Here is a 15242-nt window from a genome sequence, read left to right as displayed (position 1 = left end):
GTGACCAATCATGAAGAATGACATTAAATCCTTTTCTCTTTCTGCACAAGTAACATTAGACATGCATTGCTTAAATAACGAAGGCACAGAAGGAAATTACGTAAAAGCACGCATGGTTCATATCGTGGATCAGTTTGGAGAGATCAGAGAAACAAACGCTATCAGTGGTGATATGCTCAAGCATATTCAGACGGAAAGCCTTATCTCAATCGCCAAAGAAACGGGCCTGCCTCTTTGTGCGGGCTGTAATAAGGGCAACGCCAATCGAATTAATGTAGATCGCCCTTTTTTAAAGTCTATAGAGAAAATAGATAGCAAAAATAACATTCAAATATTAAATGAAGTAATTCCTTATTGTACCGTCGATGACCTTGCTGGCGTCTTAATTACGGAAGGGAGGCGTTCTGTTGCACGGAAGTCAGTCGTTGAATTCGGTTGGCTTTTGGGTATTCCGGAGCGGACAACGACAGAGTCGCACTTACATGTAAAGTTTGACACTGCTACAGCAAATGCTGAAAATAACGGTAACAGAGGCCCTATCCTTTTCTATCGACCTAGCAATTCTGGTGTCTATGCCTTGGTTATGCACGTAGAATTAAACCGTGTTGGTTATCATGATGGCGTACGTCAATATGTCATTGACGATGAAGAGCGGAAAAAACGTCAAATCGCTATGATCAGAAGCATTATTCATATGTTAATAAGTATAAATGGTGCTCACAAAAGCACAGACCATCCTCATCTGCTTTCTATCAACGGTGTTGTCACCACGTCGACCAATATGACACCAGCGCCTACCCTTTCTCCGTTGAAAGATACTTATGAGCAGGAAATAATCGCCGTCGCTGAACAACTGAATCGCTGGCCAGGCAACAAGGTGCATTGTAATCAATTCAATAACCTTGCTCAATTGGTCGCTATTTTAACAGATCTAGCAGAGTCTCTTTAGGGAAGTGATCGAAATGTGGTTGGTTAGTTCTTATAGTGCCTCCAATCTTTTTTCCCTGCGACTTTCTTCCTCCACCAGTTCAGGCGGAAAGAGCCATCTTATTCCAACCTTTTATGCTGTAAAAATGGCCCTGATCGATGCTTCTTTTCGTTGGGATGGTCAAGGCGAAGAAGATTTTCACTGGATTCGCCCTTTGAAAATTGCTTTCAAGCTACCACAGTCTGTTATTGTGAATAATAGCTTTGTCAGAACCTTAAAAGAATCTCGAGAAAGCGAAAAGTCTTATCAGACAACGGTAGGTTTGCGACAATACGTTTTCTGGGAGGGCTTGCTTTTCATCGCTTTAGAAACTTCGGATCTGCTTCTTTATGAAAAAGAGCGACTGCAACGACTTGTGACGTTTATTAACTATTTTGGCAAACGAGGAAGCTTTGTGCAATATCAAAAGCAGTGGGAAGAAGCAGAACTGCCTGAACATTTTTCGCTAGAATTGTCGGAACTTCAGAGTAATCAACAAGACCTTCATCGTGTAATAGAACAAGGCATGGTAATTCAAATGATGGATGATATGGGTACGACATCTTCATTTGATGCTTTTGACTCTTACTCAGCGGCAAGGCAAAAAGTTCATAACGACAGGATTTTTAAGCCTATTGTATTGAAAGGTTTCAAAGGAGTTTCTTCTCATGGTTACACATCCTATCAAGGCTTTTCCTCATCCTAAGTTACAGGTACAGCGCTTTCGAATTGTTATCGCAGCAGGGGCAGAGGGTTTGGTTTTACCAGCTTATTCCGGCTCAACGCTTCGTGGCGCCTTAGGTCACGCTCTTCGTGACATTGCTTGTACAGCCGGAAAGGCTCAAGTCTGTTCTGGTTGTTTTTATCAAATGATTTGCCCTGTGACGATGCTTTTCAATCCTCTTGTACCTGATGATCGCAAAGGACTTTTTCTGAAAGGGCAAGAAATTCCGGCACCTTTTGTATTGAGGCCTTATACACAGGGCAAAAGTCATTATCAACGTGATGAAACTTTTGAAGTTGAGATGACCCTTTTTGGCAAAGCCATGCCTTTTGCTCCGTATCTTCTATCAGCCTTTGCACGATCTTTAGAAAGAGGACTTGGCAAAGGATTGCGCAGCGCTCGCGTGGTAGAAGCCTCTGTGGTGAACCCCTTTACCAAAGGGAGTCAATCTATTTATGAAGGAGGTCAGTGGAATTTAGCAACGAAATTGTATCTGTCGGCACAAGATGTGAAAGAGAGAGTGAAAAAACTTCTTGAATACTCTACTTCTACTGTTCAATCGCACTCTAGTACTCATAAAAAGAAAGAAGCTACTACATTCATCAAAATAACCTTTAAGACACCGCTTCGATTGAAAGCAGACAAGCGCTTGCAAGACAAGCTTTCTGCAACTTTACTTTTTCGAGGGCTGTTACGCCGCCTCTCTGTGATAGCAGCTTATTACGGTGAACAACTGTGGAAAATTGATTTTGCTAAGTATATTAAAAAAGCAGAAGCCCTACAATTGCGAGAAGAAGCTTATACTTGGACAGACTGGGAGCGCTACTCAAGCCGGCAAAATGCAAAGATGAAGCTGGGTGGATTGATGGGCTATCTCATTCTAGAAGGTGAAAGTGATTGGATAGAGGAACTTCTGCCTATCTTGCTTTGGGGACAACTTATTCATCTGGGGAAAGCGACAAGCTTTGGTTTGGGGGACTTGGAGATAGAAGTGTTTAGAACGTTGGCTCATTCTCACGAAATGTAGTTTTTTGAATGATAAGTAGATTCCTTTTGAAGTAGAAGTGAACCATTATAATGAAGAAAGAAGTGTTGAAACATTGGAAAACAAAGGATATTTTCGCAACAGAAGTAGTCGTGTAGAGTATGAAGGAGTGAATCACCATGATATTTTTTACTGACGAAGAGCGGAGAAGAGTTCTCTTCCAGGAGTTACAACGGTTGAAAGAACAAGCAGTGGATGAAGAACTGTATGGATGGAACTGTTTTCGAAAGCCCTTATGTCCTTTTTATAATACCTTTTCTGTCGAATCTGAAACTCTAACGGAAAGGCATGAGAGCTACGAGCAAGTAAGTTCAACAGGGAATTCTAGTGCTTGGGAAGAAATGACGGTAACAATCAATCCTGTGGGTATTGCCGAAAAAGTCTATTATGATGTAGTTGTTAACTTTCTTAGTGCAGTTAAACTTCTTATCTATCAACAACCTGGAAAAGCACCAGTCGATGTACTGAATGAGATACAAAAAGAGATCGAGAAGTTGCAGGTTCTAGGGCTTTTAAGCAAAGATGTTCTTGATCTTCTACCGATCTATCCTAAAGAACAAGATCAGAGAGTTCTAGCAAATGCAGAGCGATTGCTTAATTATGAGCGCAGAAGAATAATGGTTCGGATAGAGGAAGTACTGGCCCATCATAGAAACATTAGCATGGACTTTTTAGCTCTTAAAACGGTGCCTCTCAATTTGCAAATGTCATTGCAGGGTCACCTCATTGGTCTCGTAGCAGGTCTTAAAGCCGATGTTATACGAATTACCGAGCTAGGAAGTTCTGCAGTTGTGATTTTGAAAGTGCTTAAGAATCACAGGGATGATAGATTCGATGAAGCTCCTATTTCCTTTTCTCATCGTATGTTGACCACCGCTTTTGCTTTGGCTCTTGAAAGCAATTTTTATAATCCCGTCCATGTTGGCGTCATCGTTTATCTTTCTTTTGTTGGACAAGATATTTTTGTAGATAAGGACATTCATCTAATTGACAATGATTTGCGCGAGCTTTTTATCGAGTGGCGAGATGGGTCATGGAACGATCATTCCCCCTATCTCTTGCATTAGATGGTCGTTGATGGTTGTAGTATTATGGGTATGAAAAAGGCTTTCTGTTAGGAAATTGGAACGGGAAGCCTTTTTTATGTGCATTTAAGTACAATAAATAGATAGCATTTTCTTTTATCGGGCAAGATTCGCTCGGTGATAGCCAAGCAGACTATAGCAAATGATTGTTGTGCGTCATTTTCAATTGGCTAGATCACTTCTATTCATTCTAAAGCGAAGAAATGATTGAAGAGCTAACTGACAAGAAAGCAAGCCCTTGACTGGTTTGTCTCATTCTAATAAGAAGCAAGAAAAGCTCTATCATCGGTATTACCATAGCAAAAAATGTAAAAAATCATCAAAAATAGAAGGAAAAAGTTGAAATAAACTAGAATAAAAGAACAAAACGTGGAGCCCTGTGTAGAAGCCATAGAATTGGCCAACCAATTGAAAGCGAAGTATTACAAGCTTTCACAGTAGCCTGTATAGTAGCCATAACCCGATCGAATTCTACCTGATGAAGTAAAAAAGCGCATACTGGAGGTGCTAAAAATGACGAAAATCGAACAATGGATCAGAGAAGAAGGTCGAGTAGAAGGTAAGTCGGAAGGTTTGCAGGAGTCTATATGCAAATATCTTGAAGCTAGATTTGGGACAGGATCTATAGATCTTCAAAAAGAAGTAAGAGGTATAACGGATCTAGAGAAATTGAATAAAATTTTAGACAGCATATATAGAGTAGGAACAGTTAAAGAGGCCAAGAAGCTTATCGTCTAATAGTCTTTCAACTTCCGAATTGGAGTTCTCCCAATATCTGCAAAGTAACAAAAAACCAGCCAAAGGTTGTTCCTAGCAACCCCATAGCTGGTTTGTCTTTTTAATATAACATTCCAATTCCAAAGGACTGATTTCACAATTTCCTCTAGAAAGTGTAAGCCTTACTTCAGGAGCTATAAAGGGAGTGTAAAAAATGCCCATTTACAAAATCAAAGAAGATCTGACCACTTTAAAAGTATTAGATGCTCAATCAATGTCTGGAAATAGAGCTAACAGGCCAAATCGTCGAATACATGACAGGTCTAGCTGGGTTCACCAAAGAAAGACTAGAGCGTACATATTTAGAATTCAATAGCAATGCTGATAGCACGATGGATTCTTTATTCGAAGGATCTTCCCAAGGGCTAAAAAATTTGAAGAGCCTCTAGAGGATCTGCTAAAGCTTTTATTATTGTCGTCTTCGAAAAGGAACAACTTACAGTTCGCTTAAGAATGCCTCATAATTACAAGTGTAAGGACCAGCGCATGCAGGCTGTTGAAATTAGGTGGTCGTGAAGGTTGTAGTATCAAAAAGGAAATACTTTCCCCCACTCACCAAGGTCTAAATTCCCCAAACCCGCTTAGACTACGATTAGGAACTATCAAGGAAGGAAGACAGCAGTGAGAAGAACCTATCGAGACATTGCAAAATGGCGGGATCTATCGGAAGAAGACTGGAACAATTGGCAATGGCAACTACAAAATCGCATTACCACCGTTGATGAACTAGAAGAGATCATTCCTCTGCAAAAAGAAGAAAAAGAAGGGATCCGGCGATCCCTCCATACTTTGCGCATGGCTATCACACCCTACTATGCTTCGCTTATGGATCCGAACGATCCCGATGATCCCATTCGCAAACAAGCAGTACCTCTATCCTTAGAACTCCAAGATGGCCAAGCAAGCCTCGATGATCCACTTGCAGAAGACGTCGACTCGCCTGTACCAGGATTAACCCATCGCTATCCCGATCGCGTTCTTTTGCTTGTCACCGATCAATGCTCTATGTATTGCCGTCACTGTACCAGACGACGCTTTGCAGGCACCCATGATCAAGTGCGTCCCCAAGAACAACTTGATAGTGCTATCGACTATATTCGCAACACACCTGTTGTGCGCGACGTTATCCTATCAGGTGGTGACAGTCTTTGCATTTCTGACGACCGTTTAGAATGGCTCTTACAAAAACTAAGAGAGATTGATCACGTAGAGATCATTCGCATTGGCACGAGAACACCCGTTGTCATGCCACAACGAATTACAGAAGAATTGTGCCAGCGAATCAAAAAATACCACCCCATCTGGTTAAATACCCACTTTAACCATCCCAAAGAACTGACAGAAGAAGCGCAAAAAGCTTGTGCCATGCTAGCCGATGCAGGCGTTCCTCTTGGCAATCAAACGGTCTTACTTCGAGGTATCAATGATTGTCCTTATGTGATCAAAGAACTTGCGCATCGCTTGCTGATGAATCGCATTCGCCCTTATTATCTCTATCAATGTGACTTATCAACAGGCATAGAACACTTTCGTACTTCCGTCGCCAAAGGCATAGAGATCATTGAAGTCCTTCGCGGACACACTTCCGGCTTGGCCGTACCAACGTATGTGATTGATGCACCCGGTGGCGGTGGTAAAATTCCCGTAGCACCACAATATATGATCTCTCAATCAGAAGAAAAAGTGATCTTACGCAACTATGAAGGCGTTATTTCTAGCTATCGTGAGCCCGTTAAAGAAAATTACGAAGCCTGCCAAATGGCCCAAGAATACATGGAAAGCAAAGAAACAGATCCAGAAGGATTAGAAATACTCTTAGAAGGCGACAAGCTGAGCCTGGTTCCAGAAGGCAATTTGCGGACGCAACGGAGAGAAGAGTGGGGGACTTGTCGATGACAGAGAAAAAAATAGAAGGCAGCTCATTTCGCGCTACTGTAACCATCGATTCTCGAAATAGTCGACTTAAAGTTCAATCTTTTGAAGGCCCAGGATATCAAGAGATGATCGATACATGCAAAAGTCTTGCGGAAGAAGAAAAACTGGGCAAGATCATTTGGTACCTTTCAACAGAAGCAGCCCCTGCAGGCACAGAAATACTTCAACAAGCCGGCTTTATACAAGAAGGGAAAATTCCTGGATTTTTCAAAGGTCAAGACGCTCTGTGTAACGCCTACTTTGTCGATCCAGACCGAGCCCAAAGCGCTTACTTTGAAGAAGAACAAAAAATTCTCGACCAAGTTAGAGCTGACAAAGTACCTGGAAAAACAGAAGCGCCACTTCCAGCAAATCTTACCATCAGGACGTTAGAAGAAGAAGACGCCAAAAGTCTTGTTTCATTATACAAAGCAATATTCGAGTCATATCCCAGTCCTCTTTTTGATATCACTTATATCAAGCAAATCATGAGAACCCATGTCTACTTTATGGGCGTGTTCGAAAAAGGTCACCTCATTGCAGCGGGTTCAGCCGAGATGGATCTGACCAACCGCAATGCTGAAATGACCGATTTAGCCACCAGACCGGAGGCGAGAGGCCAAGGTCTTGGTACTTCTATCCTTCAAGCTCTAGAAGAAAAGATGATTGCCCGACAAATCCCTTGCCTGTACAGTCTTGTTCGAGCCGGCGTTCCTAGCGCCAATCGAGGTCTTTACAAGCTTGGCTACCACTATCAAGGCAAACATATTAACAATTGCCACATCGATGGTAATTATGAGAATATGAATATCTGGTCCAAAAAGCTATAACCAGGAGTAGGAAAAAATGACCGCCAGGCAGGAGGTCATTTTTTTATTCACTAGAGTAGGAATATGAGATAAGGGAAGCGAAATTATGAAAATAGGTCAGTAAAAAAATAGGAAAGCGAGGATTTGCGTGACAATGGTCCACTTACAAAGAACAATTTTTTTCTTGCAATCTCTTTCTTTCTTCTTACCAGCACAGCCTTTGCCAACGAAAAAACAATCAAAACCTTCGATGATGTTCCTCAAAGCCACTGGGCCTACGAAGCCATCCACGAACTGCGGTCTCTACACATCACCGACGGCATGGGTAACAATCACTTCGGTCTTGGTCAGACGATAAAAAGAAGTGAATTTGTAGCCTTTTTAGTTAAGCTTATGCAGTGGGAGATCATCACACCGGAACAAGGTAGCTTTGCAGACAACAAGGATAGAAGCAGATGGTATTACGGTCCTATCGAAACAGCCCTTCATCATGGTGTTATCCTAAAGGATCAGGACCGCTTCAGGCCGGAAGAGCCTATTACCCGTGAAGAAATGGCTATCATGATTGTGCGCACCCTAGGGTATAACAGTTTGGCCAATCAAATAACATACCTTGGTTCTCCTTTTGATGATATTTCTCAAAATATCGGCTACATAACCATTGCCAGAGATTTTGGCATCATTACGGGCGTTGGCAACAATTTATTCAAGCCCTATGATACAGCAAGAAGAGAAGAAGCGGCGCTGATGATGATGCGTATGTACAATAAGTTGAACAAGCCACTGCCGGAACTCCATGCTTTTTACGCCATTCGATCGGCTCATCAAGCTTCTATGATACCAGACCTTACGTCGGTCGGTTTTGGCTGGAGTCGCTTAGAATATGACCCTGAAAAAGGCCAGGTAATTCTCAACACAACCAGAAAGAATAACAATGAATTTGCCATTCCTATAGGATTTCCACAGCCTTTGAATAGGGCAAAAGAGAATCAAGTCGCTACGAAGCTGATGGTATTTGCCTCTAACCATAGTAGAGTAGAGAAAGCAAATCAAAGCAACGAACCTTTGCTCGAATACATACTTACAAGGCCCGAAGTTCGTCAGCAAGTGATTCAGTCTATTGTGTCTCAACTTCATAGTACCGCTGAGGGTATACCTCTTGCTTTCGATGGTGTTGTTATTGACTTTGAAGACATGAAAGGCGATCAACTCAAAGAATCGTTCAATCGATTCCTTAAAGAGCTAAAAGAAGAGCTAGATCAAAGCGATGCTTCCTTATATGTAGCTGTTCATCCAGCAAGAAGAGCGGGACAAGCTTACTACGATGGCTATGATTTCAAAAGCATTGGCCAGATTGCTGATAGAGTCATACTCATGGCCCATGATTATTACGCAAAGCAACTTACCAACATAGAAATGCAAAGCGGTTATACACTCACCCCTGTAACGCCCATCGATGAAGTATACTACGCAATAAAAGCCATTACAGATCAAGATAAAGGTATCGAAGATAGAAGCAAGATCTACTTGCAGCTTTCCTTTGATGCTGTTCAATGGAAGCTGCAAGACGGAAAAATCATCAACAGGGTTCCTTACAGCCCCAGCTACGAAGCAATTCAGCAAAGGCTGTCCATGGATGGCGTTACGATGAACTATTCCGATCGATATCAAAATCCTTATGCGACCTTTTTCGATCCCAGAGACAATAGCTACAATATTATCTGGTATGAAGATTCTCGAAGCATAGAAGCGAAAATAAAGTTAGCCAAAATGTTTGATCTTCAGGGTCTCTCTTTGTGGAGATTGGGCAACGTCCCTGATTATCAAGAAGAAGGCACAAAGAAGCTATATCTAGATGTATGGCAGCACTTGTTGCGTCATACGAAATAATGATAGAAATGACCACCCTAGATTATTAAGGTGGTCATTTTATATATCTCCTAGTCCGTTTGTCGAAAAATACAGAAAAAATAACCGAAAAATCACTTATTTTTTACAAAAATCTACATGGCTCTGAATTCCTCCATGTTATAATTTCCTTAACCTAACCAATTCGGTGTAAACGGAAAATGTGACTGGGGTTGACGAATCATTGAATCAATTACTGAAAATGCAAAACAATTCTATAGAAGCACCTGAACAAAAAACATTACATGACAATAATAAGCTCTCTGAAATAGAACACTTTATTGAACTTTCTTCAGATCTATTGCTTGTTTACGATTTTGATTGGAATATCATTACAATCAATGATGCTTCTACAACATTGATTGGCTACAGACCTGAAGAAGTCATTGGAAAGAGTTGTGTTGCTTTTCTTCATCCAGAAGATCGGGAGTTCGTGAAAAACTTCATTGAATCCAATGTAGAAAAGAAAGTCAACAATGTCAGTCGTATATTATGCAAAAATGGTAGCTACAAATGGTTTGAATGGAATACCATTCCCCTAGAAAAAGAAAATCGAATATTTGCTGTGGGAAAAGATATTACTGAAAAAGTACAAATGGGGAGACAGTTACGGCAATCGGAAGAAAGGTTCATGAAATCGTTTCGTTATAGTCCAACTATGGTTTCCATTGTGGCCATAAAGGATGGTCATTATGGTGAATTTATTGATGTCAACGTAAAATGGATAGAAGTGATGGGTTATCAACCTGAAGAAGTGATTGGCCGATTCCCATCCGATTTAAATCTTCATTCCAATCCAAAAGACCTAGAAAAACTATCAAGTAAGTTAAGAAAAACGGGAAGGTTAACAAACGAAAAAGTCCTTATGCGAAGTAAAGATGGCAAAGAGATAATCACATTATGTTCCGCGGAACCGATAGAACTCAATGGGGTTAGCTGTCTTCTCGTGAATTTAGTTGACATAACAGAATATGATCATCTGGAAAAAGAATTGCTCCGTCTAGAACGATTAAATTTAATCGGAAAATTAGCTGCCGGATTAGGGCATGAAATACGGAATCCCATGCAAACCGTCAGAGGATTCTTACAAATTATAGGAACTAGATGTGAGCGGGAAAAAGAACACTTTGACCTGATGATTTCCGAGTTAGATAGAGTGAATCACATTATTTCAGAGTTTTTATCTCTTTCGAAACGTAAACCAGAGAATCTTAAAGGTTTTAATCTAGACAGTGTCATTCAGAGCTTTTTCCCTTTAATTCAAGCCAAAGCTTTTCTAGAAGAAAAAGATGCTTGCTTAGATTTACAGACTTCTGCCAACATTGTTGGTGATGAAAAAGAGATAAAACAACTCATGATTAACCTGGCTCAAAATGGAATTGAAGCCATGGAGCCAGGAAAAAAGCTCTTCATAAAAACTTTTGAAGAGGGATCTTATGTTGTGCTCGCCATCATTGATCAAGGAAAAGGGATTGAACCAGAAATATATAGGAATTTAGGTACACCTTTTGTTACAGATAAGGATAACGGAACAGGTCTGGGTTTAGCAGTCTGTTATAGTATAGCAAAGCGTCACAATGCAATCATTGAGGTAGATACAAGCGCGGGAGGGACTACCTTTTTCGTAAAATTCCCTGTTGAGTCAGAATGACAGGAAAGCAAATCTAGCAAGCCTTTTATCACTTTTACGATAGAAGGCTTTTTTATAAAAAAGCAGGAATTACAAGCCCCCCTGTAAAATAAAGGGAAATAAAGGTTAGTAAGTTGTAAGTAAGGAGGCTCGGCACAATGACCCAAAAAGGTTTGCTCCTAACAGCCACACTTGCGCTAGCGTCAATATTCACAATAGCCCCAGTGACTTTAGCTACAAGTGAAGCTGTTATGCAAGAAGTTACGACGGAAGTTATAGAGATTCGAGCGGAAAATGTTCAAGAATTTAACGAAGCTTTTTATGATGAAATGGAGTTTATAACACCGAAGCAAGTAGAGTTAGAAGAGGCAATAGAGAACTTGCCTCAGGAACTACAGGATCCCATTAGAAGGCAAATGGAAAGTCTAAAAGAATGGATTCCTACTCTTTCAGAAATGAAAGTAGACCCAATGAGTCGCTATGTTACAGAATCTTCTAATGAAGAGAAAGCGCCCATTCATCTGCACCTGTCCACCGTTCAAGGGCAAGAAAAGTCTTCTGACTTTATCTTTGCTTCCTTGCTCTTCGACGGAGAAGTAGGTGCTTTGAAGCGCTTGACCATTCACTATCCCCAAGAGAAATTCTGGGAAGAAATAGAAGCGCCTTCCGATAAAGCAAAAGATCAACGAGAACAGCAAAGCCCGGTCAAGCCTGATCCTGATATGGTCTTCACCAAAGCCAAAGCGTTCTTAGAAGCCCTTGGCTACAATCTCGATGAATATAGAATGAATGATCAAATCACCTATTCTAGCCACTCCATGACAACAGCGGAAGGGAAACGCTATCATACTTACTATGGACAAGTTCGGCTCATGCCCCTAGTCCAGGGAATTCCTTTTCTCAGCGATATGATAACGTTATCAATCGATCAAGAAGGAAAAATCAATAGCTTATATCATATCGATAATTTTAACCTAGAAAAAGCAATCGAAGCAGATCTTTTCCCTGAGCCTGCCCAAGCTATACCGAAAGAAGAAGTAGAGAAAAAGTGGCGTGAAGATTTACAAATGAACTTGATCTACCTGTCCGAGCCATTCTTTGAACAGGACAAGGACAAAATAATTCTGGCCTATACACCAACGACAAGCACCTTTTTTAATGCCCTAACAGGCAAAAGTTTTTTCGAAGAGATGGGGATCATCTATGAAAATTACCAGAAACAAGAACAGGTCAATCTAATCGGGACAAACAAACCCACGATCATTCAGTCTGCTGAAGAAGCCAGAAACTTTCTAACCCATGAACTTGCCGTTGATCTAACGAACTTAGAAGAAGAACCCGTTCAACCCCTCCGGCGCAATGAGGGTGTAGCTGATGGTGGTCCCGATTTTCTCCAATATCACTGGTATAGACAGCCTGACTTTCAATCAACGGAGGAAATCGTTAGTTATAACGACTATGTCATGATAACTGTTTGCGCAGAGACAGGAAGGCTAAACAGCTTTCACGCTGAAACTTTCCAAGGAACAACCTTCTCCAACTCTAAAGAAATAGTAGAGGAAAAGTCAAATGGAAACGCAAAAGTCCATGAAAAGCCTCTTCTAACCATAGAAGAAGTACGCAAAAAAGCTTATGCTTTTCTGCAGCGCCAGTTGCCAGAAGGTGTAAGAGCCATGAACTTGACGATCATTGAAGAAATAAGTATGGAATCTATGCTACCAGAATGGGTGGACCGAGAAAAAATTGACCAACGCCTGCTATCACAACCGCTTGTACGCTTTATCTTTACGGTTCAGCATGATGGCATCCCCGTTCAAAATCTCAATTATGCGCTAACGATTCATCAAGAGACAGGTCAGATTATCAGTTATCATAGTCCTACACAGGATTTTGAGGCCCTTGAATTCCCCTCCAAAGACAGCATTATCTCAGTTGAAGAAGCCAAAAAAATGTTCCTAGAAGATAACTCTTTAGAGCTTGTCTATATCTGGACAGACTACTTTGGCCAAAAAGCTCCAGAGCCACAGTTGCTTTATATGCTAAATCCGATGAATGGACAGAGAATGCTGATTGATGCTACGACAGGAAAGTTTATAGAATAAGATAAGATTGCAAAAGTAAACCGTCCCAATTACCAAGGAGGCCAACGTAATGACCCACAAATTCTCCCCCCACAACAAAAGCAAGCTCGACAACCCCTGGCGCAGAGAAGTCCTACCGCCTCTATCAACTTTAGAAAAGCTAGGCCTAAGAGCAAGCGACACAATGGCGGATATCGGTTGTGGCATCGGCTACTTCACCATTCCCGCAGCCCAACTGATCAGACAAGAGGATCAAAAAGCCTACGGATTAGACATTCTCCAAGAAATGCTCGACGAAGTAGAGCAAAAAGCCAAAGAAGCAGAACTAACCAACCTTGTCACAGTAAAAACAGAAGAGTACGACTTAAAGCTCCCTGAGCAATCAGTCACCTTTGCCTTACTAGTCAATGTGCTTCATGAAGTACAAGACAAGAATCGAATGCTACAAGAAGTCAGCCGCATCTTACAAGAGGCAGGGAAAATTGCCATCATTGAATTCGAAGCAAAAGAAATGGAAGTAGGACCGCCCCTTGATCACAGAATTAGCAAAGCAGAGATCCTAGAGTTACTGCAAAAAGCCGGCTTTGACATCGTCATAGAGGAATCTTTTGCCGATGTATTCTATGGTCTAACAGCATTGAAAAAGTAGGCAGAGAGATACAAATAGAATCGCTTGGAGCAGAACAAAATTGAAGCAGAACAAAACAAAGCCACCCTCACGATAGCAAATCGCGAGGGTGGCTTACTGATTGGTGTTATCAGACGCTTCCGCTTTTCGTCAACCGTTCTTTCCCTGCGATTCGACCATAGGTCATCATCCGCCACAGCCGCTCCATAGGGCCAAATGAATAGCGGCTCAACCAGTAGCGACTTACATAGACCTGTACAGAGAAAATTACAAATGTCAGTACCAGATTCCACACTGGGCCGACCTGGCCATAGAGGCCCAAGCCATAACTATAAAACAACGTCGTCGCAATTAGCGTCTGTAGCAAATAATTGCTCAATGCCATCTGGCCAACAGGCCGTAAAAATTCCAACCGCTCGCGCCAGAAAGACTTTTGCAGTAGTAGTACCACCGATATCATATAGAAAAAGCTCATCAGAGGATCGCCCAAGATCATACCAACCATATACAGGCCATAGTAAAAAGAGTAGGTCGACATTTCCGGTTGGAAAAAAGCGTACGTCTTCAGAACAGTCAAGGGTAGACCGACAAGAAGAGAAAAAAGCCAGATCTTGCGTAGAATGGGAAGGGCAGAAGAGAGGTCGCGATGCCAACCTTTCTTGCCAACATAAGCGCCGAGCAAGAACATGGGAAGAATAATCGGTAAAGCAAAAATCATATAGGAAAAGACAAACAGTGTATCATGGACTCTTTGGGCCATGACCTCACTCCAGGTGCCTTGACCATAGAAAAGATAGGATTGCTCTACCAGGGCCATCATCTCTGCATTAAAAAGAGCTTCCTGCTCAACCACAACAGGATTCAGTTCCTGCGTCGTAACCCAAGCACCCAAAAGTTGAAAAAAAATCAAAATAAAATAGAGAAAAACCATGATACCAGTCCAGACCAACAAAGTCCTAGGCTTTCGATAGACAAAAAACAAAAGCAAAAGACCAAAAAGGGCATAAATCGTCAGAATATCGCCAAACCAAAAGAAAAATGCATGGATCAAGCCAAAGATCAACAAAGCAGAAAGGCGACGAAGAAACAAAAGCCGTGGTCTTTTCACTTTTTCTTTGGCCCGTTCCATAAAGATAATAAATCCTAGACCAAAGAGAAAAGAGAACATGGTATAGAACTTACCTTCCGCGAGGAAAAAGACCAAACGCTCCACAATAGAATCAGCCCATCCAGCCCAAAGTTCAAGACCTATTAAATGGGAATAGACAACAGGAGAATTAAAGTAAGCCATATTGACGAGCAGAATTCCCAATAGAGCAAAACCTCGTAGAATATCTAACTCCACAATTCGCTCTTTTTTGCTGGTCGGTTGAAGAAGCGAGGACAATTACACCACCCTTTCTTAGGCAGAATCAATCGCAATAGAACCATCCTACACCACATCATATACTAGAATCGAAAAGTCGTAGATGTTTTTCTATACTGAATCTTGGCTCCGCGTAGAGATGTCAAAACCAGCATGCATAGTGTGATTGAACAGTACTTTGGGCATTAGTATAGAATCTTAACAATTGATCAGATTTCTATTCGATTTCTGCTCTTCGAATTCTACGATATCAATATCGTATATGTAACTATAGTAACAAGATTGATTCTTTTCTACAACAATGATAC

General features: G+C 41.3%; 12 protein-coding genes. 11 read left to right on the top strand and 1 reads right to left on the bottom strand.

What is annotated here, in order from left to right; translation table 11 throughout:
• The first annotated feature begins 10 nt into the window (after nt 1–10).
• From FTV88_RS13185 to FTV88_RS13130, 11 genes are all read left to right on the top strand, one after another.
• Nucleotides 11–949 carry a DevR family CRISPR-associated autoregulator gene (locus FTV88_RS13185; protein ID WP_153726044.1) on the top strand — a complete coding sequence of 313 codons (939 nt, stop codon included), beginning with the start codon at nt 11–13 and terminating at the stop codon, nt 947–949.
• 13 nt (nt 950–962) lie between these two features.
• Nucleotides 963–1673: a hypothetical protein gene (locus tag FTV88_RS13180; protein WP_153726043.1), complete on the top strand. Its 711-nt coding sequence runs from the start codon at nt 963–965 to the stop codon at nt 1671–1673.
• Nucleotides 1636–2718 carry a CRISPR system precrRNA processing endoribonuclease RAMP protein Cas6 gene (gene cas6, locus FTV88_RS13175; RefSeq protein ID WP_153726042.1) on the top strand — a complete coding sequence of 361 codons (1083 nt, stop codon included), beginning with the start codon at nt 1636–1638 and terminating at the stop codon, nt 2716–2718. Before FTV88_RS13180 ends, cas6 begins: the two co-directional genes overlap by 38 nt.
• Nucleotides 2719–2855: 137 nt before the next feature.
• Nucleotides 2856–3803 (top strand): CRISPR-associated protein Cas4, encoded by a 948-nt coding sequence (gene cas4, locus FTV88_RS13170; protein WP_153726041.1) that lies wholly within the window; start codon nt 2856–2858, stop codon nt 3801–3803.
• A 531-nt stretch (nt 3804–4334) separates the two neighbouring features.
• Nucleotides 4335–4559 (top strand): hypothetical protein, encoded by a 225-nt coding sequence (locus FTV88_RS13165; RefSeq protein WP_153726040.1) that lies wholly within the window; start codon nt 4335–4337, stop codon nt 4557–4559.
• Between the two features lie 660 nt (nt 4560–5219).
• Nucleotides 5220–6494, top strand: a complete 1275-nt coding sequence (gene kamA / locus FTV88_RS13155) for a lysine 2,3-aminomutase (RefSeq protein WP_153726038.1) — start codon at nt 5220–5222, stop codon at nt 6492–6494.
• A complete protein-coding gene (gene ablB, locus FTV88_RS13150) occupies nt 6491–7342 on the top strand; it encodes a putative beta-lysine N-acetyltransferase (RefSeq protein ID WP_153726037.1) in 852 nt (283 codons plus the stop codon). Before kamA ends, ablB begins: the two co-directional genes overlap by 4 nt.
• A gap of 123 nt (nt 7343–7465) precedes the next feature.
• Nucleotides 7466–9211 carry a glycosyl hydrolase family 18 protein gene (locus tag FTV88_RS13145; protein ID WP_153726036.1) on the top strand — a complete coding sequence of 582 codons (1746 nt, stop codon included), beginning with the start codon at nt 7466–7468 and terminating at the stop codon, nt 9209–9211.
• A 202-nt stretch (nt 9212–9413) separates the two neighbouring features.
• On the top strand, nt 9414–10880 hold the full coding sequence (locus FTV88_RS13140; RefSeq protein WP_162008055.1) for a PAS domain S-box protein: 1467 nt from the start codon (nt 9414–9416) through the stop codon (nt 10878–10880).
• 137 nt (nt 10881–11017) lie between these two features.
• The gene (locus tag FTV88_RS13135; RefSeq protein ID WP_153726034.1) at nt 11018–12961 is read left to right on the top strand and encodes a YcdB/YcdC domain-containing protein; all 1944 of its coding nucleotides are present in this window, start codon (nt 11018–11020) and stop codon (nt 12959–12961) included.
• Nucleotides 12962–13010: 49 nt separating this feature from the next.
• Complete coding sequence (locus FTV88_RS13130) at nt 13011–13589, top strand: class I SAM-dependent methyltransferase (RefSeq protein WP_153726033.1); 579 nt, start codon at nt 13011–13013, stop codon at nt 13587–13589.
• Nucleotides 13590–13698: 109 nt separating this feature from the next.
• On the opposite strand, the gene FTV88_RS13125 is transcribed toward FTV88_RS13130, so the two are convergent.
• The gene (locus FTV88_RS13125) at nt 13699–14955 is read right to left on the bottom strand and encodes a DUF418 domain-containing protein (RefSeq protein WP_153726032.1); all 1257 of its coding nucleotides are present in this window, start codon (nt 14953–14955) and stop codon (nt 13699–13701) included.
• Nucleotides 14956–15242 lie beyond the last annotated feature (287 nt).

The organism is Heliorestis convoluta (assembly GCF_009649955.1).
Classification (GTDB): Bacteria; Bacillota; Desulfitobacteriia; order Heliobacteriales; family Heliobacteriaceae; genus Heliorestis; species Heliorestis convoluta.
This window is presented reverse-complemented; position numbering and strand designations above follow the sequence as displayed.

Bases quoted from the DNA above. Each gene is read 5' to 3' on its own strand.
- FTV88_RS13185 (WP_153726044.1), top strand. From the start codon at position 11: ATGAAGAATGACATTAAATCCTTTTCTCTTTCTGCACAAGTAACATTA.
- FTV88_RS13180 (WP_153726043.1), top strand. From the start codon at position 963: ATGTGGTTGGTTAGTTCTTATAGTGCCTCCAATCTTTTTTCCCTGCGA.
- cas6 (WP_153726042.1), top strand. From the start codon at position 1,636: ATGGTTACACATCCTATCAAGGCTTTTCCTCATCCTAAGTTACAGGTA.
- cas4 (WP_153726041.1), top strand. From the start codon at position 2,856: ATGATATTTTTTACTGACGAAGAGCGGAGAAGAGTTCTCTTCCAGGAG.
- FTV88_RS13165 (WP_153726040.1), top strand. From the start codon at position 4,335: ATGACGAAAATCGAACAATGGATCAGAGAAGAAGGTCGAGTAGAAGGT.
- ablB (WP_153726037.1), top strand. From the start codon at position 6,491: ATGACAGAGAAAAAAATAGAAGGCAGCTCATTTCGCGCTACTGTAACC.
- FTV88_RS13135 (WP_153726034.1), top strand. From the start codon at position 11,018: ATGACCCAAAAAGGTTTGCTCCTAACAGCCACACTTGCGCTAGCGTCA.
- FTV88_RS13130 (WP_153726033.1), top strand. From the start codon at position 13,011: ATGACCCACAAATTCTCCCCCCACAACAAAAGCAAGCTCGACAACCCC.